The sequence below is a fragment of the Halomonas salipaludis genome (assembly GCF_002286975.1).
In the GTDB taxonomy this organism is placed as follows: domain Bacteria; phylum Pseudomonadota; class Gammaproteobacteria; order Pseudomonadales; family Halomonadaceae; genus Franzmannia; species Franzmannia salipaludis.
In genome coordinates this window covers 33,239-52,485 of sequence record NZ_NSKB01000003.1, presented here as the reverse complement: position 1 = coordinate 52,485, position 19,247 = coordinate 33,239, and the positions used below count along the sequence as shown (strand labels likewise).

The following is a 19,247-nucleotide window of genomic DNA, read 5'->3' as shown; positions in this document are numbered from 1 at the left end:
CTTCCAGAGTTATGGAGGTACTAATTTAACTGGCAACAGCGAGAACAACCATGAAGAAAGCTCTGTTAGCGATGGCGGTGGCTGCATCCTCCGCCACGTTCATCGGTGCGGCGCAGGCTGACGAGGTCAAGATCGGGTTCCTGGGCGGCTTCACTGGCCCCATCGAGAGCCTCACGCCGCCGATCTTCGACGGCGCCCAGCTGGCCGTGCAGCATGTCAACGAGCAGGGCGGCATCCTCGGTGGCCAGACGTTGGTGATGCCGAACGCCGATACCACCTGCGCCGATGCCTCGGCGGCGTCCAACGCCGCGGACCGCATGGTCAATACCGAGAACGTTACGGCCATCGTCGGCGCGCTGTGCACCGGGGCCACCGTGGCCGCGGCCAACAACGCCGGCATCCCCGGCGGCGTGGTGATGGTCTCGCCGGCCTCCACGGCGCCGGCGGTCACCGACCTGGACGACAACGACCTGGTGTTCCGCACCGTGCCATCGGATGCCTTCCAAGGCGAGATGCTGGCCAGGTTGCTGGTCAGCAAGGGCATCACCGACGCCGCGGTGACCTACGTCAACAACGACTATGGCCAGGGCCTGGCCGATGCCTTCAATGCCACCTTCGAGGCCGAGGGCGGCATGGTCTCGGCCAGCGAGGCGCATGAAGACGGCCGCGCCGACTACCGCTCGGAGCTGGGCTCGCTCTCCTCCGGCGGCAGCGAGACGCTGGTGGTGCTGGCCTACGCCGACGGCTCGGGCCAAACCATCCTGCGCCAGGCCTACGAGAGCGGCATGTTCACCCAGTACGTGGGCGCCGACGGCATGGTCGGCGACAGCCTGGTCGAGGCGATTGGCGCCGACGTGCTCGAGGGTATGATCGCCACCCGCCCGGGCAGCCCCGACACCCCGGGAACCGAGACCTTCGAGGCGCTCGCCGCCGAGGCCGATATCGACCCCAGCGCGGTGTTCGCCGCCCAGGCCTACGACGCCGCCTTCCTGCTGGCCCTGGCCATCGAGCAGAATGGCAGCGCCGAGCGCGAGGGCCTCTCCGAGGCGCTGCGCAGCGTCGCTTCCGCCCCCGGCGAGCAGATCCTGCCCGGCGAGTGGGAGAAGGCCGTGGAGCTGATCGCCGCCGGTGAAGAGATCGACTACGAGGGTGCCTCGGGCAGCCACGAGTTCGACGAGAACGGTGACGTGCCCGGCGTGGTGATCGAGATGGTGGTGGAAGACGGCAGCTTCGTCAGCCAGGGCTTCCTGGATCCCGAAGCGCTGTAAGGCTCGACCTTCCCGTCGTCACTGGAGGGCAATACACCGCCCCGGGAGGCCAGCCTCCCGGGGCGGTGTCGTGATGCGAGGGGATGTTGGAGGTCTAGCCCATCAACAGCTGGCTGGCCAGGCCGCCTCCTACGATTAGCATGGCGAACAGTATCATGCCCAGAATGAAGGGGCGGATGCCCAACGCCTTGAGCTTCTCGAGGCGTGTCTCGAAGCCCAGCGCGGCCATGGCCATGGCCAGGGCTACCTGTCCAGCAATGACTAATGTCTGGTGCAGGCTGCTGGGCAAGTCGACGACACTATTGAACCCGACCATGACCATGAACCCGAAGGCGAACCATGGAATCACCAGTTTACCGGCCGCTGGACCTGCTCCCTCCTGGGCTGGCCGGCGCAGCCACCACTGCCCCACGATCAGCAAGAAAGGCACCAACAACATCACTCGTACCAGTTTGACGACGACGGCATTGGCGAGTGCCTCCTGGCCCACCGCATCACCGGCGGCCACGACTTGGGCGACCTCATGCACGGTCGCGCCGATATAGATGCCGTATAGCCCTTCGTTCATCCCGGAAAATTGGTAGAGCAGGGGATAGACGAGCATCGCCAGGGTGCCGAAGAGCACGACGGTTGCCACGGCCATCGAGGCGGCGGCGGGACGCGAGCGAATGGTGGTCTCGGTGGCAAGTACCGCGGCGGCACCGCAGATGGCGCTGCCGACACTGGTCAGTAATGCCGTCTCACGGTCTAAGCGCAATACCTGGGTGCCGATGTAATAGCCGCTGAGCAGCACGCTGATGACCACCACCAGGTCGAGCAATAGTACGCCAGGCCCAAGGGCGACAACCTGATGCAGCGTCAATGACAAGCCGAACAGCACGATGCCGCCGCGCAACAGGTAGCGGGTGGCGAACTTAAGGCCCGGTTGCATATCTGGCAGATGGCGTGCGAATGGCAGGTTGCCCACCATGAGGCCCATCAGCAAGGCGAAAACGAGGGGGCTGATACCACTAACGGCGAGTGCGGGCAGGCGGGCTAGCGCAAAGCTTGCCAGGGTCAAGGAGCCACATAGAAATAGACCTTGCCACATGATGACGTTATTCCTTCCGGGAGTATGCGTCACCAGCCTATGCAGTTATATTCCTTATGGTTATCATCAAATAACGATATGGCTATTCGGTAGAACCGATTTATGACGCCTCATGTGACGTTCCGACAGATGCAAGTCTTTGTCGCCGTGGCACGCGAGGGCACGGTGGTGGCCGCTGCACGACGCTTGAGTCTATCGCAGTCGGCTACCAGCCAAGCGCTATCCGACCTCGAGCGTCAGTTAGGCATTGATCTGTTCGAGCGGCTGGGTAGACGTTTGCGGCTCAATGACCTGGGGCGCCACCTCTTGCCGCGAGCCGAACGCTTGCTGGACGGTATGGCCGAATTCGTGGCAGCGGCTCAAGAACCCGAAGGCGACTTGCAAGGCACGCTCAATATCTCGGCCAGCACGACCATTGGCACCTACCTGTTGCCCCCCTTGGCAGGGCATTTCAGTAATCAGCACCCAGGAGTGGACCTGCGGCTCAGGTTGCGCAATACGGGAGAAGTGATAACCGACCTGCTGCGCTTCGATGCGGATATCGGGATGATAGAGGGGCAGTGCCATGAGTCGCGTCTGACTAGCGAAGCCTGGTGCCAGGACCAGCTCGTTATCGTCTGCTCGCCTCTGCACCCCCTTTCCGGGAAGGCGTGGCTCGATGACGCCGATCTAGCTGCTACGCCGTGGATATTGCGCGAGGCAGGCTCGGGCACGCGTGAAATCTTCGAGGCCGCTGTACTGCATCGCGTGGAACGGCTGCAGGTGCGCATGGAGTTGAGCCAGCATGAAGCCATCAAACAGGCCGTCAAGGCTGGCTTCGGACTAGGGTGCTTATCACGCCTCAGCGTGGCGGGGGAGCTCGAGCGTGGCGAGCTGGTGGCACTGGAGAGTGGCCTGGAGCTTTCCAGGATGTTTTCACTGCTCTGGCATCCTGATCGCTACCGCAGTCCACTGTGGCAGGCGTTCAAAGTCTTTAGCCTCGAGTATCCACGGTGGCTTGGTTGAGGTGTCCGTGACCGGCAAGTGTGATCGTTTTCTGCTCCCCGCGGCAGGAAGAGGGCAACGTGAGTGTGTGCCAGTGAGGGAGGGCATGCGAAGATATTGCATAACCAATGCTTATGCTTTTGTATTTTTTGTTTAATTGTTCTTATAAGTGTTTGGCGATAGCGTTAGTAAGGTCCCGACCCATAAAACACAACACGACCAAGGACCCTTACTATGTCAGTTATCCCCTTGAGAATCGCTGTCGTCCTGCTCGCTGGATTGTCGAGTGGTGCGCTTCATGCAGCCGACTACCCCCAGAAGAACATCGACTACATCGTGCCTTTTGCCCCCGGCGGAGCGGTTGACTTCACCGGTCGACTCATTGCCGAGGCAGCGCCTGAGGTCTTCGACGGACACGGTTTCGTCGTCAAGAACATGCCTGGCGGCGGTGCAGTCATCGGCCAGACCCATGTCAGTAGGGCGCCCGCCGACGGTTATACGCTACTGGCCATGACATCTTCCGTCATCAACAACGCGTTGACCAAGCCGGTCAGCTACGACCTCGATAGTTTTACGCCCCTGGCGCTGTTCAACCTCGACCCTGGCGTTATCGTGACCGCTACCGACGGTGAGTTGGAAGATCTCCAGGCCTTCTTGGATGCAGCGAGTAGTGACTCGGTCAGCATTGCCACGCCGGGCGATTCGACGTCGCACCATGTTACGGCGTTGGCTTTGGCCGAAGAGGAGGGGCTGAACTTCCGTTACGTCCACAACACGAGCGCTGCCTTGCAGTTACACCAGCTCATGGGTGGGCACGTGCAGGCAGGGTTCATGTCGCTAGGCGAAGCCATTGGTCCAGTGGAAGATGGCAGTATTCGCATCCTCGCGCTATTGGATGGAGCGCGCAACGACCTCGCTCCCGAGGCGCCAACCTACCAGGAGGTCACGGGGCACGAGTTCCAGTGGGGGACGTTCCGTGGCATCGCTGCGCCCGCTGGCCTGGCGGATGATGTAAAAGAGGAGTTGGAAGCGCGGCTTGGCGAGCTGCTTACCTCTCCCGACTTCGTGGAACGCATGGGGGAGGCAGGATATCGCGTCGATTACCGCGATGGCGATGCCTTCAGCGAGCTGCTGGAAGGGACCGCTGAGCAGATGTTGCGCGTGTTGCCCCTGCTGGAAACGGCGTCATGACCCAGCGACGCCTCTTTGCCCTGTCCGGCCACTGGCTGGACAGGGGACTGTCGCTGGTGTGTCTGGCCTTGGGTGCGGGCGTATTGATGATCGCCAAGGGCTACCCCACGTCGGCAGGAGCCTTGCCGATGATCCTTGGATGGCTGCTGATGGGCTGTGGAATCGGCCTATGGCTGTTTCCTGGAAAGCGCGCTGACATGCGCAATGTACGCATTGGCGGCTTGCTCTGGGGGATGGCCGTTTTCGTTGCGGTGTTATGGCTGTTTGCCTCGCTGGGTGCGGATGTCGCGCTGTTTGTGCTGTTCGTGGGGTGTGCCGTGCTATCGGGGTATCCACCGGGGCTGCGGTTAGTCGCAACTGCCTTGCTGTTTGTCATCCTGGTGGGGGCCATATTCGGGGGGCTGCTCGGCGTGCCGTTGCCCGGTCCTGTTTTCGCACTCTTCAGCGCATAACGTCCCACTCTAGCTCTCCGAGAGGAACGCATCATGGATTACTCGGCTCTGCTGGCTGCTGGAGCGCATGCCTTTTCCTTGTGGCCACTCTTGAGTCTCTTGGCCGGTGTTTCGCTGGGCCTGGTGGTCGGCTCCATCCCAGGCCTTAATGACACCATCACGCTGGCCGTGTTAGTGCCAATTACCTTCGCGCTGCCTTCTAATATCGCGTTTCCATTATTGGTTGGCGTCTATTGTTCGGCGTGTTTTGGCGGCGCCTTCCCCGCCATTCTGTTGAAGATCCCCGGCACGGCCTCCTCCGTGCTAACTGCTGTTGACGGCCATGCCATGACACGGCAGGGGCGAGCGGGTCAGGCCTTGGGGATTGCGACATACAGTTCGACGTTTGCCGGTACGCTGTCAGCGTTGGTGTTGATTTTCTTTGCGCCGATTCTCGCGCAGTACGCGCTACGCTTTGGGCCAGCAGAGTACTTTGCGCTGTGCATCCTGGGGCTGTCGACCGTCGTTGGGATGGGCGCCGGGAATGCCATGAAGAGCGCACTTGCCTGTCTGTTGGGATTGCTGGTGGCCATGATCGGCATGAGCCCCGAGTCGGGCTATCCGCGCTTCACGTCCGGAAATTTCTGGTTGTACGAGGGACTGCCCCTCACGCCTATTCTCATCGGCCTTTTCGGATTGAGTGTGGTGTTCGAGATGTTGTCGAGCGAGCGTTCCAATGCGCGCGACAAGGGCGCTGACGAAGTGCCGGTGCGCTTCGCCGACATGCTGCTTCCATGGAGTATGGTGCGTAGGTTGCTGCCGACCTGGTTGAATGCCTCCGCACTCGGCAACCTGGTGGGCGTTCTCCCCGGGGCAGGAATGTTAGTTGCCATCTACATGGCTTACGAGCGGGTACGTCGCAAGTTTGGCGAACGCTGTGGGCAGGGGCTGCCGGAGGGGATCGCCGCCCCGGAAGCGGCTAACAACTCGGTCGTCGCCAGCTCCATGGTGCCCTTGCTCTCCCTGGGCATCCCGGGGAATTCGACATCCGCACTTTTCCTGGGAGCATTGTTGATCCAAGGATTGCGGCCGGGCCCTTCGCTGTTTACCGATACACCTGATATTGCCTACCTCATCGTCATATGTTTCTTGATTGCAAACCTTGCGATGTTTCCCCTTGGGCTGTTGTTGGCCCGCATCATTCCCAACATGATCCGGTCGGTGCCGCGGGCACTACTCGCTGCCGCTATTGCTTGTCTCTGTTTCACTGGCGCCTTCGCCATTGGCAATAGCGTCTTCGGTATCATGGTCGCTGTGGCTTTCGGTATTATCGGTTTCATGTTCAACCGGCTCCAGGTACCCCTCTCACCCTTCATTCTGGCCCTGGTGCTGGCTCCGGTCATTGAGCGTGCGTTCTTTCAGAGCATGTCGCTGTCGGGCGGTTCGGTCGCATACTTCGTCACTCAGCCACTGAGTGCTGCCATGCTGCTCTTCACCTTGATTTTCATGGTGTGGCCACTCGGCAAGCTTATCATCCGGCGGCGTCGCCAAGTGCCGGGCTAGGCGCTGGCGAAGCAGCGCCGCCGACCTGGCTCGCCAGTAGCTGGTAGAGCTTGGTGGCCGCCTCGCTGGGATTGTCGTCGCGAAGATAAAGGTAGAAGTTGACGTTGGGTAGCGGCGGCAACCCCTGGCGTTCGCTCAAGACGCGGAACTCCGGTGTCACGACCTCGATGCTGCGCGCGGTGATGCCGAGCCCAGCGCGCACCGCCGACTTGATACCCGCCAGGTTGGGCGAGATGTAGCTCTCCTTGTAGCTCTGCCCATGCTCCTGTAGCGCCTCCAGGGCGATACGCCGGAAGATGCTCGGCTCGTCGGCGAGCACCAGGGGTAGTGGCCCGAGTTTGTCGAACTGGTAGTCGCTGGCTGCGATCCATACTACTGGCGAGTTGCGCAACACTATATGTGGGAAGTCCGGGGCCTCGCGGGTGGAGATGGTGAGATCCAGCTCACCGGCGAACAGCATATCCATCAAGTCTGGGCTGCGACCCACATGGATTGCCATCGACAAGCGCGGGTTGGCACGCGCGAAGCTTTGTAGAATCCCCGGTAGCACGGTATCGGCGATATCCGCCGGGGCCCCTATTCGGACGGGGCCGCTGAGCTCCTCGTCGTGTAGGGTAGCCCAGAGTTCGTCATGCAGGGCCAACAGGCGCCGAGCATACTCTTCGAGGCGTATGCCGGCCGCAGTGAGCTGCTTCTGGCGTCCTCGTTTGACGAACAGAGCCACCTGTAGCTCGCTCTCCAGACGCCCCATTTGTTGGCTGATCGCCGGTTGGGATTTATGTACCTTGTGGGCGGCCTTGGCAAAGCTGGTTTCATCACAGATAGCCACGAACGTTCGCAACAGAGATAGATCCAGATGGCGCATATGGTTAACCCCTACTTATGTTTTGTTCTTTAAAGCTTATTATATTTCTAAAGTTTGTTGCAGTACCTTGTAGAGGTGTTCTCATCACTACGGGATAAATTCATGGTGCATGCAAAGACGGTTCGCCAGCAGGCGGTGAACGACGTTCTCGATCGCGTACGACACGTCCTCGATCAACAGCAACTGAGTCGCCAGGCGCTTGACGACATACTCTTCGAGCTCAAGCAATTAGCGGCATGTGGCGAATTCTGGAACGCCGAGGACTTTCCGCCACCAGCAGAGGATGAACGCCAGGCTCGCTATCTGATCGACCAGCAAGACGATCAGACCATTGCGCTCTATCTCAATGTCATGCGGCCCGGTAAGCGGATTCCACCGCACAACCACACGACCTGGGCATGTATCGCTGCCGTTGAGGGCGAAGAAAGCAATACGCTTTACCGGCGCCTCGACGATGGCCTGATCGCTGGTAGAGCGACGCTCGAAGTGGATCGGGAGGTCGTTATCGGCCCCGGCCAGGGTATTGCTATGATGCCCGATGACATTCACTCGGTGATGATAGAAGGCGAGACCCCGATTCGGCATCTGCATCTCTATGGACGAGCCTTGGAGACGCTGACAGAACGTATCGCCTTCGATGTGGATGCGGGTACTTGCCGGATCATGGATATCGGCGTCAAGACACGCCAGCAGGGGGCTCGTTGATGAGTGCGATGACGCCCTGTGCACTCAAGCAGCACCTGGCGACCCCGGGGCGGGAAATAGCCTTTCTCGATATTCGTGAGTTCGGCGAGTATGGCATGGGACATCCCTTTCATTCCGTCAACCTGCCCCTCAGCCGGCTCGAAGCTGGCATTGGCCGACTGGTGCCGCGTCGCTCGGTGAGCGTCGTGGTCATGGACGAGAAAGACGAAGGACGTGCTCGCCATGCCAGGCAGTGCCTGAGCGATCTTGGTTACCGTGACGTGTCATGGTTGGCTGGGGGCGTCGAGGCCTGGAAAGAGGCGGGCCATGGCGTTTTTTCCGGCGTCAACGTGATGAGCAAGACGTTCGGTGAGCTGGTACATGAGCATTACCACACCCCATCGATCGCGGCATCGACGCTGGCTCATTGGCTGCAACGAGGGAAGTGCGTCCACGTCATTGACGGGCGTCCGCTCGATGAATACCGCAAGATGAACATTCCCGGCAGTATTTGTTGCCCTAATGGCGAGCTGGTCAAGCGACTCCCAACCATGCTCGATGGCGACACCTCGACGCCGGTGGTCATCAACTGCGCGGGGCGCACCCGCAGCATCATCGGCGCTCAGACCTTGCAATGGTTGGGGCTCGAGAACCCTGTCTTCGCACTGCAAAATGGTACCCAGGGGTGGCGGCTGGCTGGCCTCGAGCTAGAACATGGAAGCAACCGCCACTATCCCGCTGAGGTCATCCCCGGTTCACCGAACGGCGCCGCCGCGCGACGGCTTGCCGAAGCGCGTGGGGCTCAGGCGATCGATGCACAGACGCTGAGGACCTGGCTGGAGGACGATCAGCGCACCACCTATCTTTTCGACGTGCGTAGTGCCGAAGAGTACCGGCAAGCCACTCTTGCGGGGGCTGTGCATGCCCCGGGCGGGCAGCTGATCCAGGCCACCGATCATTGGGTCGGCGTTCACGGTGCTCGACTGGTACTGGTCGATGACGATGAGTGCCGTGCCCCCGTCATAGCGGCTTGGCTGGTCCTGATGGGCTTCGAGGCCACTTGGCTGAGTGGCGGCACGCAGCATTGGGCAGCATTGGCGCCTTGGACCGAAAACGCTGCGCGTGGTGGTGCCCGGCCACCTTCTCCTCCGGCTGTCACTAACCTCGACACTGCCCTCGATCCACTGACGCTGACGCTGGACGTACGTCCCGGCATGCAGTTTCGTCTCGGGCACCTGCCCGGAGCGCGCTGGATCAACCGGGCCCTGCTCGAACATCAACTGGACGATGCCGATACCAGCCACCCGGTGGTACTGGTTGGTGATGCGGAGGGGGCGGCATGTCTGGCGCCGGATCTCGAGGCATGGGGGTTCGATCGGATCGGCTGGCTGCAGGATGACCTCGATGCCTGGCAACAGCAAGGCATTGAGTTGGAAAGCACCCCGAATGACCCTAGCGATGCTGACTGTATCGACTACCTGTTCTTCGTTCATGATCGCCATGACGGCAACTTGGAGGCCTCCCGCCGCTATCTCGCCTGGGAGACCGGCTTGCTGGCCCAGTTGGATGAACAGGAACGTGCCACTTTTGCGCTTTAGGCGTGCCGAGAGGAAGCAAAGCATGCAACTAGAGACTGATCTGATTCACGTGGCTCGTCCTGAGCAGCGTCCCGCCCCGGTCAACCCTCCGGTGGTGCGGACCAGTACGGTGACCTTCGAGTCGTTGGCGGAGATGCGTGACACCAAGCAGCGCCGTGAGCAAGGTGAGCGGATGTTCAGCTATGGACGTCGCGGTACGCCTACCACCTACGCGTTGGAAGATGCCATTTCGCGCCTTGAACACGGCGAACACACTCAGCTGCTGCCATCCGGTGTCGCTGCGATCAACCTGGTATTCATGAGCTTGTTGGGGCCTGGGGCGCACGTAGTGATTGCCGATAGCGTCTACCAGCCGGTGCGCCGTATCGTGGAAGGGTGGCTACGGCCCTGGGGCGTGGCGGTCGATTACTTCGACGGCAGCGCCGAGCACCTCGTGGCAACGCTGCGCGACGATACCCGCTTGATCTATACCGAAGTGCCGGGATCGTTGGTGTATGAGATGCAGGATCTCCCGGCACTGGCCGCTATCGCCAACGAGCGGGGGATTCCACTTGCCGTAGACAATACCTGGGCGAGTGGGATCCGCATGCAGCCTCTAGCGCATGGTGCCGCGGTCTCTCTGATGGCGGGGACCAAATACTTGGTCGGGCACTCGGATGTCATGCTGGGCAGTGTGACGGCGAATGGTGATATCGGCCAGCGGCTACGTGAGACGGCGATCACCATGGGGCAGAGCATCGGTGGCGACGATGCCTACCTGGCGTTGCGCGGGGTGCGTACCCTGGCCTGCCGCATGGAGACGCATGACCGGCAGGCCAGGGAGCTTGGCGAGTGGCTGGTGGGCCAGCCCCAGGTGGTGCGTGTGCATCAGCCATCGCGCCCAGAGCATCCTGGCCATGCGCTATGGCAGCGTGATTTCACCGGTGGCAACGGCTTGTTGACGGTGGAGTTCAGCGCGGACACTCCGGCCCAGCGGGTCGACACTCTCGTGGATAGACTGACGCTATTCGCTATCGGTTCGTCCTGGGGAGGGTTCGAGAGCCTTGCCTTGCCATGCAACATCGCCGCCGCCCGTCAGTTGGATACCCGTTGGGCGTCGCGAGGCCCGTGCTTGCGCCTGCATGTCGGCCTAGAGGCCGTCGATGATCTAAAAGCGGATCTCGAGCAGGCTTGGGCAGCCGTACAAGTGGCGTAGGAACTGCTGCCAGCGCCCCGGCGCGTCGCCGTGGCGCTGGCGTATCACGCCCCCCTCACTGGTGGTGGGGCACCTTCTCCGGCATCAGGCCGCGCGGGGCGTAGCGCAGCACCAGCGAGATCAGCAGGCCGATGACGAACACCCGCGCCTGGAGCGCGCGACTCGAGATGTTCGACGGCGGCTCCCAGCCGAACCAGCCCTCGCCGATATACACCGCGATGTTCATCAGGAACAGCGCCAGCGGCTCGGACATCAGCCAGATGATGTAGACCAGCACGGCGCCGAAGATGGTGCCGAGGTTGTTGCCCGGCCCGCCGAGGATCACCATCACCAGCACCAGGAAGGTGTGGTTGAGCGGCAGGTAGCCCTGGGGGTCGAAGATGCTGTTGAAGTTGGTCAGCGCGGCACCGCCGATGCCCATCAGGATGCAGCCGAAGACGAAGATCTCCAGGCGGCGCTTGTTGATGTCCTTGCCCATCGCCGCGCTGGAGACTTCGTTGTCGCGGATGGCGCGGATCATCCGCCCCCAGGGGGCGTGATAGGCGCGGTGCAGCAGGAAGAAGATGCCGGCGATCACCACCGCGGTGAGCGACAGGTAGATCGCCCGGGACAGCACGAAGCCCAGCTCGCTGGGCCCCGGGGTTGGCCAGGGCAGCGGCGAGACGGTGGCGGTGCCGCGGGTCAGCCAGTCGGAGTTCTTGAGGAACGCCTTGATGATCTCGGCGATGCCCAGGGTGGCGATGGCCAGGTAGTCGCTGCGCAGCCCCAGGCAGATGTGCCCGATGTAGTAGCCGATGAAGCCGGCCAGGGCGCCGCCGGCGATCCAGCCGATCCACGACGGCAGCCCCAGGCCGCCGATGAAGCCGGCCTGGGAGCGAATCTCGTCGGTTACTTCGCGCAGCAGGCTGATCACCACCAGGTAGAGCACCACCGCCAGCAGCACGGCAAGGATGGTGCGCAGGCGCTTGGGCACGCCTAGGCGGTCGAGCTTGGTGGCGCCCCACACCAGCAGCACGGCGCCGACGATATACAGCAGCACCTGGCCCAGCTCGCCGGGCAGCTGGCTGTCCCAGAAGTCCTCGTTGACTGGGATGCCGAAGAACATGGCGCAGAAGCCGCCCAGCGCCACGAAACCCATGACCCCGGCGTTGAACTGGCCGGCATAGCCCCACTGGATGGTCAGGCCCAGGGCGATGATCGCGTAGCAGGCGGCCTCGACCAGCATGCGCGTGCTGTAGGCCGCGCCCATTACCGCATAGACGCCGAGGATGGCGACCAGCAGGGCGCCGAACAGCAGCAGTTCGCGCAGCGGCAGGCGGCGGGCGGGGCGTTCGCTTGTGTTGGGCGTCGTCATCAGATCACCTTCCCTTTGAACAGGCCGGTGGGGCGCCACACCAGGATCGCCACCAGGATGAAGAAGGGCACCACGATCTTGTACTCGGTGCCGACGAAGGCCAGGTTATTGGGCAGCGCCAGCCACTCGGGCAGGCGCTCCTGGAAGGGCCGCAGCAGTACCGCCCAGTTGAACACCGCCAGGGTCTCGGCGAAGCCGACCACGAAGCCGCCGGCAATCGCGCCGTAGGGGTGGCCGACGCCGCCGACGATGGCCGCGGCGAAGATCGGCAGCAGCAGGAAGAAGCTCAGGTCGGGCTTGAAGGTCACGTCCATCGACAGCAGGGTGCCGGCCACCGCGGCCAGGCTGCCGGCGATGACCCAGGTCACCGAGACGATATGGTTGGTGTTGATGCCCGAGGCGCGGGCCAGGTCGGGGTTGTCGGACATAGCGCGCATCGCCTTGCCGGTGCGGGTCTTGCTGAGGAACAGGTGCAGCCCGACCACCGCGGCCACCACCAGGATGAATAGGGTCACCTGGGGTTCGGTGACGATGATCGGGCGGGTCACCGCCTCGAAGGGCAGCTCGAGGCGGTAGATCTCCTTGCGCTCGGCGACGTACATGTTCTGCGGGCTGGTGCCGGCGAACAGGCGCAGCAGGCCCTGTAGCATCAGCGTCACGCCCAGCGAGCCGATGACGATGACGATTGGCTTGACGCCGTGGGCTCGCAGCGGCTTGTAGAACGCCTTGTCAATGCCCACTGCCACCAGCGCGGTGACCAGCATGGCGATGGGCAGCATGACGATGGCGGTGGGCAGGCCCACCACGCTGCCCGCCCCGGGGAAGGCCAGGCTCAGCAGCAGCGCCACGAAGGCGCCCAGCGTCATCATGTCGGCGTGGGCGAAGTGGGCGAAGCGCATGATGCTGAACACCAGCGTCACGCCGATCGCCCCCATGGCGTAGATCGAGCCGGTCACGCTGCCGGCTACCACCACGTTGTTGATGAAAAACACCAGTTCGTTCAAAGCGACATCTCCTGCGTTGGCACGCTGGCCACTGTTCTTGTGTCGGTCTTGTCGTCGCGGCGATCAGCCGCCCAGGAAGCTCTTGGCGACGTCGGGGTCGTTGAGCAGCGCTTCGCCGGTATCGGTAAAGCGGTTCTGCCCGGCGGCCAGCACGAAGCCCTTGTGGGCAATCGCCAGCGCCTGCTTGGCGTGCTGCTCGACCATCAGGATGCCGACCCCGGCGGCGTTGATCTTCTTGACCCGCTCGAAGATCTCGTTCATGAACAGCGGCGACAGCCCGGCGGTAGGCTCGTCGAGCAGCAGCACGCTGGGCTCGACCATCAGCGCGCGGCCCATGGCGACCATCTGGCGCTGGCCGCCGGAGAGTTCGCCGGCGGGCTGGCGGCGCTTCTCCAGCAGCGGCGGAAAGAAGTCGTAGATCTGCTCGAGCATGCGGCTGACGCCTGACGGGCGGATATAGGCGCCCATCTCGAGGTTCTCCTCGACGCTCAAGCTGGGGAAGATGTTGTTCTCCTGGGGCACGAAGCCCATCCCCAAGTGCACCAGCTTGTTGGGCGCGAGGTTGGTGATCGGCTCGCCGCGCAGGCGGATCTCGCCCTGGTTGACCTGCAGCAGGCCGAAGATCGCCTTGAGCATGGTCGACTTGCCGGCGCCGTTGGGGCCGACGATGACGCCGATCTCATCGGCCTCGATGCTCATGTCGACGCCGTTGAGGATGTTCATGCCGCCGTAGCCGCCGTGAACGTCCCGTGCTTCGAGTAGGGGCATGGTGGGTTCCCTGGATATTGTTCGCTATGCGGCGGCCTAGGCGGCGCCGGCACCGAAATAGGCTTCGATGACCTCGGGGTTGTTCTGGATCTCCTCGATCGAGCCCTCGACCATCACCTGGCCCTGGGCCAGCACGATCACTGGGTCGCAGAGCCGCGCGATCATGTCCATGTCGTGCTCGATGACCAGGAAGGTGTAGCCCATCTCGCGGTTGAGGCGCTCGATGTTGGTGATCAGCTCGCCGAGCAGGGTGCGGTTGACCCCCGCGGCGATCTCGTCGAGCAGCACCACCCGGGCGTCGGTCATCATGGTGCGGCCCAGCTCGAGGAGCTTCTTCTGGCCGCCGGAGAGGTTGCCGGCCAGCTCGTTGCGCACGTGGCTGAGGCCGACGAAGTCGATCACCTCCAGCGCGCGCTGGCGCACCTCGGTCTCCTGGGCACGCACCTGGCCGGGCTTGAACCAGGCCGCGTAGAGCGACTCGCCAAGCTGCCCGGGTGGCACCATCATCAGGTTCTCCAGCGCGGTCAGCTGGGAGAATTCGTGGGCGATCTGGAAGGTGCGCAGCAGCCCCTTGTGGAACAGCTGGTTGGCCGGCAGGTTGGTGATGTCCTCGCCGTCGAGCAGCACCTGGCCGCTGTCCAGCGGCAGGGCGCCGGCGATGATGTTGAACAGCGTCGACTTGCCGGCGCCGTTGGGGCCGATCAGCCCGGTGATCGAGCCGCGCTCGACGCTGATCGAGCAGTCGTCGATGACGGTCAGGCCACCGAAGGCCTTGTGCACGTGCTTGACGTCGATGATGGAAGGCATGAAGTGTCCCGCGAGTAGCTGTTGTTATTGGCATGCGGCGCCGGGCGGACGGCCACCTGCGGTGGCCGTCCGCGGGATCAGCGCGCGCTGCCCTCGACCAGGAAGGTGCGGCCGGCGGCGAAAGCGCCGACGATGACGATAGCACCCAGCGTGGGGATCAGATAGCCGTCGACCTGCGGAATGGTGCGCAGGAACACGAACGACACCGCCGCCGGCGCCACGAAGCGCACCAGGAAGCGCCAGGTCTTGAACCAGCCGTCGCTGGTGCGCAGCTCCTTCATGACCTCGCTCTGGGTCAGCGCCCAGCCGGCGAACAGCGCGATCAGCAGGCCGCCCAGCGGCATGAAGATATTGGTCAGCAGCTCGATGAAGTCGAAGGCACTGCGCCCGAACAGCGTATGGAAGATGGTGCCTTCGGCCCAGACGTTGAAGCTGACCACGGTGAGCAGGCCCATCAGCCAGGCGCCCAGGGTCACCAGGCTCACCGCCTTGGGGCGGGTCAGGTCGAAGCGCTCGACCAGAAACGCTGCCACCGGCTCGATCAGCGAGATCGACGAGCTGATCGCCGCGCCCAGCACCAGGATGAAGAACACCCCGCCGACCAGCGCGCCGAGCGGCATCTCGGCGAAGGCCAGCGGCAGGGTCACGAACATCAGGCCGGGGCCCTGGCCGGTCTCGAGGCCGGCACCGAACACCAGCGAGAAGATCGCCAGGCCGGCGACCATGGCCACCGCGGTGTCGACGAAGGCCACCGAAATGGCGGTGCGGGTCAGCGACACCTCGCTGGCCATGTAGGCGCCGTAGGCCATGATCGCGCCCATGCCGAGGCTCAGGGTGAAGAACGACTGACCCATGGCCTGCAGCCAGCCCTCGAGGCTCAGGTCGGCGATATTGAAGGTGAACAGGAAGGTGGCGGCAGCACCGATGTCGCCATTGGCGATGCTGTAGAACAGCACCAGTAGCAGGATCGCGAACAGCGCCGGCATGATGATGCGCAGGCCGTTCTCGATGCCCTTGTGGATGCCCATGCCGACGATCAGCGCCGAGGCGATGATAAAGACCGTGTGGTAGAGGGTCAGCAGCCCCGGCGAGGCCAACAGGGCGTCGAAGCCGGCGCCGATGGTCTCGGCATCGGCGCCGACCAGCGCGCCGGAGAACATCTGGCCGGTGTAGTGCACGGCCCAGCCGGCGATGACCGAATAGAAGCTCAGGATCAGGAACGCCGAGGCGGCGCCCAGCCAGCCGATCGACTCCCAGGCTCGCGAGGTGCCGTGGGTTCTGGTCAGGTGGCGCATGCCCATGATCGGACTGCGGCGGCTGGTGCGACCGAGCATGGTCTCGGCAATCAGGATCGGGATGCCCACCGCAAAGATAGTCAGGGCGTAGACCAGGATGAAGGCGCCGCCGCCGTTCTCACCGGTCAGGTAGGGGAAGCGCCACAGGTTGCCAAGGCCTACTGCCGAGCCGACCGCGGCCAGCAGGAAGGTGCCCTTGTGCGTCCAGACGTTATGCGTACTCATGTTGTGTGTCCTGAAGCTTGAACATTGGCCTTGTGAGCCATCGTGGCCATGCACGCGGGATGGCGCGGCATGACAGAGTCATGGCGAGCGCGGAGTTTACTCGCCTGTGGCGCATTCGTTAAGAGGGCGTTGGTCGCCGCGGCATCAGTCGTCGCTGTCGTCCCGATCAGGGTCGTCGCTGGGCTGCGGCTCGAAGGCGCGCGCCGCGTCGGGCAGGCGTACGGTGTCGCCGAGTACCAGCTTGCCGCACGACTTCATGCGCTCGCCGTTGGCTGGGTCGATCAACGCCACCACGTCGCCGATGCTGGTGCCGTCGACGTAGGCGGCGACCTTGATGCGCACCACCATGCCGTTGAGCCGCGCCGAGAGCACGTCGCCGGCGCCGGGCTCGACGTAGCGCTCCGGGTGGTTGGCAAAATGGTCGGCGACGCTATCGCGCCCCGGGGCGTCCCACTCCACGTGCTTGTGCATCGATTGGCCTCGCTCTCGAACGTGCGTTTGTCACCCCAAGAGTAGACAGGTTTCTACGCCACGAAAAAAGCCCACCTTGGTGGTGGGCTTCAACGCTGCGCTGGCGCGCGGCGATCGACGAGGGGTGTGCATCAGTTGCCGAGCTGTTGTTTCACACTGGCAAAGGCATCGAGTGCGGTGTCCAGATCGTCGCGGCTGAAGGCCGCCGACATCTGGGTGCGAATGCGCGCCTGGCCCTTGGGCACCACCGGATAGGAGAAGGCGGTGACGTAGATGCCGCGCTCGAGCATGGCATCGGCGAAGCGTGCCGCCAGCGCGGCGTCGTGGAGCATGATCGGCACAATGGGGTGCTCGCCGGGCAGCAGCTCGAAGCCGAGGCGCTCGAGGCCGGCGCGGAAATACACCGTATTGTCGGCCAACTGCTGGCGTAGCTCGCTGGAGTTGGCCGCCAGTTCGAGCGCCTTGAGCGCGCCGGCGACCACCGGCGGCGCCACGCTGTTGGAGAACAGGTAGGGGCGCGAGCGCTGGCGCAGCAGTTGGACGATCTCGCGCCTGCCGCTGGTATAGCCGCCGCTGGCGCCACCCAGCGCCTTGCCCAGGGTGCCGGTGGTGATGTCGACGCGTTCGATGCAGCCATGGTGTTCAGGGGTGCCGCGCCCGCCTTGGCCCATGAAGCCGGTGGCATGGCAGTCGTCGACGTGGACCAGGGCGCCGTAGCGTTCGGCGAGGTCGCAGATCTCGTCGAGGGGGGCGATATAGCCGTCCATCGAGAACACCCCGTCGGTGGTGATCATGATGAAGCGCGCGCCGTCGCGCCGGGCGGCCTCGAGCTGCGCCTCGAGGTCGGCCATGTCGCGGTTGCGATAGCGGTAGCGCTTGGCCTTGCACAGCCGCACGCCGTCGATGATGCTGGCGTGGTTGAGGGCGTCGGAGATCACCGCATCCTCGGGGCCGAGCAGGGTCTCGAACAGCCCGCCGTTGGCGTCGAAGCAGGACGGATAGAGGATGGTTTCCTCGCTGCGCAGGAACTCGCTCAGCGCATGCTCGAGCCGCTGGTGCAGGCGCTGGGTGCCACAGATGAAGCGCACCGAGGCCAGGCCGTAGCCCCACTCATCGAGGCCGACTCTGGCCGCCGCGGCGACCTCAGGGTGCTGGGCGAGCCCGAGATAGTTGTTGGCACACAGGTTGAGCATCTCGCCCTGGGGCGTGCCGATACGCGCGCCCTGGGCCGAGGTCAGCGGCCGCTCGTGCTTGGTCAGGCCGGCCGACTCGATGGCCTCGAGCTCGCGCTGCAGGTGATCCTGAAATTCGCTGTACATGTGTCACTCCCAGTTCAAGATGACCTTGCTGGCGTCTCCCGACAGCATGGCATCGAAGCCCTGCTGGAACTCGGTGTAGGGCAGCCGATGGGTGATCACCGGCGAGATGTCGAGCCCCGATTCGATCATCACCGACATCTTGTACCAGGTCTCGTACATCTCGCGCCCATAGATACCCTTGATGGTGAGCATGTTGAAGATCACGGTGTTCCAATCGATGGCGATCTCCTCGCTGGGAATGCCCAGCATCGAGACCTTGCCGCCGTGGCACATGTTGGCCAGCATGTCGCGGAACGCGGCCGGGCTGCCCGACATCTCGAGGCCGACGTCGAAGCCCTCGGTCAGCCCCAGATCGCGCTGCACCTCGGCGAGGCTCTCATGGCGCACGTCTACCGTGCGGGTGGCGCCGAGGCGCTTGGCCAGCGCCAGGCGACCGGGGTTGAGGTCGGTGACCACCACGTGGCGGGCGCCGGCATGGCGGCACACCGCCGCAGCCATGGCGCCGATCGGCCCGGCGCCGGTGATCAGCACGTCCTCGCCCAGCAGGTCGAACTGCAGTGCGGTGTGCACCGCGTTGCCCAGCGGGTCGAAGATCGCCGCCACGTCGAGATCGATGCCTGGCTTATGCTCCCAGACGTTGGACATCGGCAGCACCAGGTACTCGGCGAAGGCCCCGGGGCGGTTGACCCCCACGCCGCTGGTGTGGGCGCACAGGTGGCGGCGCCCGGCCAGGCAGTTGCGGCAGCGCCCGCACACCACGTGGCCTTCGCCGGAGACGATCTGCCCGGGGTGGAAGTCGTTGACGTTGGAGCCCACCTCGACGATCTCGCCGACGAACTCATGGCCCACCACCATCGGCGTGGGGATGGTCTTCTGCGCCCAGCTGTCCCACTTGTAGATGTGCACGTCGGTGCCGCAGATGGCGCTGCGCTTGACCTTGATCAGCACGTCGTTGATACCCACCTCGGGGATCGGCACGTCGTCGAGCCAGAGTCCCGGCGCGGCGTCCTTTTTGACCAGTGCTTTCATGGAGTCTCCTTGTTATCAGGCTGGCCTATCGCGCCAGGAGGTTTACTATGCAAGAATTAATTCCAGTATTGCAGACGATTTCTCGTATGCAAGACTTTTTTCCTGG

At 63.4% G+C, this 19,247-nt stretch carries 18 protein-coding genes; 8 read left to right on the top strand and 10 right to left on the bottom strand.

Features of this window, described 5'->3' with window-relative positions; translation table 11 throughout:
- Window positions 1-50 precede the first annotated feature (50 nt).
- On the top strand, window positions 51-1,268 hold the full coding sequence (locus CK498_RS07835; RefSeq protein WP_095620328.1) for an ABC transporter substrate-binding protein: 1,218 nt from the start codon (window positions 51-53) through the stop codon (window positions 1,266-1,268).
- 94 nt (window positions 1,269-1,362) lie between these two features.
- Here CK498_RS07835 and CK498_RS07830 read toward each other — a convergent pair whose 3' ends face one another.
- A complete protein-coding gene (locus tag CK498_RS07830; RefSeq protein WP_095620327.1) occupies window positions 1,363-2,358 on the bottom strand; it encodes a YeiH family protein in 996 nt (331 codons plus the stop codon).
- Window positions 2,359-2,487: 129 nt separating this feature from the next.
- Between CK498_RS07830 and CK498_RS07825 the strand changes: the two genes are divergently transcribed.
- The 4 genes from CK498_RS07825 (at window position 2,488) to CK498_RS07810 (ending at window position 6,527) form a co-directional block, all read left to right on the top strand.
- The gene (locus CK498_RS07825) at window positions 2,488-3,363 is read left to right on the top strand and encodes a LysR family transcriptional regulator (RefSeq protein WP_229359006.1); all 876 of its coding nucleotides are present in this window, start codon (window positions 2,488-2,490) and stop codon (window positions 3,361-3,363) included.
- A 213-nt stretch (window positions 3,364-3,576) separates the two neighbouring features.
- The gene (locus CK498_RS07820) at window positions 3,577-4,533 is read left to right on the top strand and encodes a Bug family tripartite tricarboxylate transporter substrate binding protein (RefSeq protein WP_095620325.1); all 957 of its coding nucleotides are present in this window, start codon (window positions 3,577-3,579) and stop codon (window positions 4,531-4,533) included.
- Window positions 4,530-4,985: a tripartite tricarboxylate transporter TctB family protein gene (locus CK498_RS07815; protein WP_095620324.1), complete on the top strand. Its 456-nt coding sequence runs from the start codon at window positions 4,530-4,532 to the stop codon at window positions 4,983-4,985. The genes CK498_RS07820 and CK498_RS07815 overlap by 4 nt, the downstream gene beginning before the upstream one ends.
- A 33-nt stretch (window positions 4,986-5,018) precedes the next feature.
- The gene (locus CK498_RS07810) at window positions 5,019-6,527 is read left to right on the top strand and encodes a tripartite tricarboxylate transporter permease (protein WP_095620323.1); all 1,509 of its coding nucleotides are present in this window, start codon (window positions 5,019-5,021) and stop codon (window positions 6,525-6,527) included.
- On the opposite strand, the gene CK498_RS07805 is transcribed toward CK498_RS07810, so the two are convergent.
- Window positions 6,496-7,392: a LysR substrate-binding domain-containing protein gene (locus tag CK498_RS07805; protein ID WP_095620322.1), complete on the bottom strand. Its 897-nt coding sequence runs from the start codon at window positions 7,390-7,392 to the stop codon at window positions 6,496-6,498. The genes CK498_RS07810 and CK498_RS07805 overlap by 32 nt on opposite strands.
- A 102-nt stretch (window positions 7,393-7,494) precedes the next feature.
- On the opposite strand from CK498_RS07805, the gene CK498_RS07800 reads away from it, so the two are divergent.
- Genes CK498_RS07800 through metC form a run of 3 tightly spaced genes read left to right on the top strand, consistent with a single transcriptional unit; the run spans window position 7,495 to window position 10,869 of the window.
- Complete coding sequence (locus tag CK498_RS07800; RefSeq protein ID WP_095620321.1) at window positions 7,495-8,097, top strand: cysteine dioxygenase family protein; 603 nt, start codon at window positions 7,495-7,497, stop codon at window positions 8,095-8,097.
- Window positions 8,097-9,674 (top strand): rhodanese-like domain-containing protein, encoded by a 1,578-nt coding sequence (locus tag CK498_RS07795; protein WP_095620320.1) that lies wholly within the window; start codon window positions 8,097-8,099, stop codon window positions 9,672-9,674. The genes CK498_RS07800 and CK498_RS07795 overlap by 1 nt, the downstream gene beginning before the upstream one ends.
- Before the next feature lie 22 nt (window positions 9,675-9,696).
- The gene (gene metC, locus CK498_RS07790) at window positions 9,697-10,869 is read left to right on the top strand and encodes a cystathionine beta-lyase (RefSeq protein ID WP_095620319.1); all 1,173 of its coding nucleotides are present in this window, start codon (window positions 9,697-9,699) and stop codon (window positions 10,867-10,869) included.
- 55 nt (window positions 10,870-10,924) lie between these two features.
- On the opposite strand, the gene CK498_RS07785 is transcribed toward metC, so the two are convergent.
- From CK498_RS07785 to tdh, 8 genes are all read right to left on the bottom strand, one after another.
- Window positions 10,925-12,223: a branched-chain amino acid ABC transporter permease gene (locus CK498_RS07785; RefSeq protein WP_095620318.1), complete on the bottom strand. Its 1,299-nt coding sequence runs from the start codon at window positions 12,221-12,223 to the stop codon at window positions 10,925-10,927.
- The gene (locus CK498_RS07780; RefSeq protein ID WP_095620317.1) at window positions 12,223-13,227 is read right to left on the bottom strand and encodes a branched-chain amino acid ABC transporter permease; all 1,005 of its coding nucleotides are present in this window, start codon (window positions 13,225-13,227) and stop codon (window positions 12,223-12,225) included. Before CK498_RS07780 ends, CK498_RS07785 begins: the two co-directional genes overlap by 1 nt.
- Before the next feature lie 63 nt (window positions 13,228-13,290).
- Window positions 13,291-13,995: an ABC transporter ATP-binding protein gene (locus CK498_RS07775; RefSeq protein WP_095620316.1), complete on the bottom strand. Its 705-nt coding sequence runs from the start codon at window positions 13,993-13,995 to the stop codon at window positions 13,291-13,293.
- A gap of 36 nt (window positions 13,996-14,031) precedes the next feature.
- Entirely contained in the window at window positions 14,032-14,802 is a 771-nt protein-coding gene (locus CK498_RS07770; protein ID WP_095620315.1) for an ABC transporter ATP-binding protein, read from the bottom strand.
- 77 nt (window positions 14,803-14,879) lie between these two features.
- Window positions 14,880-16,322, bottom strand: a complete 1,443-nt coding sequence (locus CK498_RS07765) for a sodium-dependent transporter (RefSeq protein ID WP_095620314.1) — start codon at window positions 16,320-16,322, stop codon at window positions 14,880-14,882.
- Window positions 16,323-16,466: 144 nt separating this feature from the next.
- On the bottom strand, window positions 16,467-16,793 hold the full coding sequence (locus CK498_RS07760) for a hypothetical protein (protein WP_095620313.1): 327 nt from the start codon (window positions 16,791-16,793) through the stop codon (window positions 16,467-16,469).
- Between the two features lie 131 nt (window positions 16,794-16,924).
- Window positions 16,925-18,112 carry a glycine C-acetyltransferase gene (locus CK498_RS07755; protein WP_095620312.1) on the bottom strand — a complete coding sequence of 396 codons (1,188 nt, stop codon included), beginning with the start codon at window positions 18,110-18,112 and terminating at the stop codon, window positions 16,925-16,927.
- A 3-nt stretch (window positions 18,113-18,115) separates the two neighbouring features.
- Window positions 18,116-19,141, bottom strand: coding sequence for an L-threonine 3-dehydrogenase (tdh, locus tag CK498_RS07750; RefSeq protein ID WP_095620311.1), 1,026 nt, complete (start codon window positions 19,139-19,141; stop codon window positions 18,116-18,118).
- Window positions 19,142-19,247: the final 106 nt, after the last annotated feature.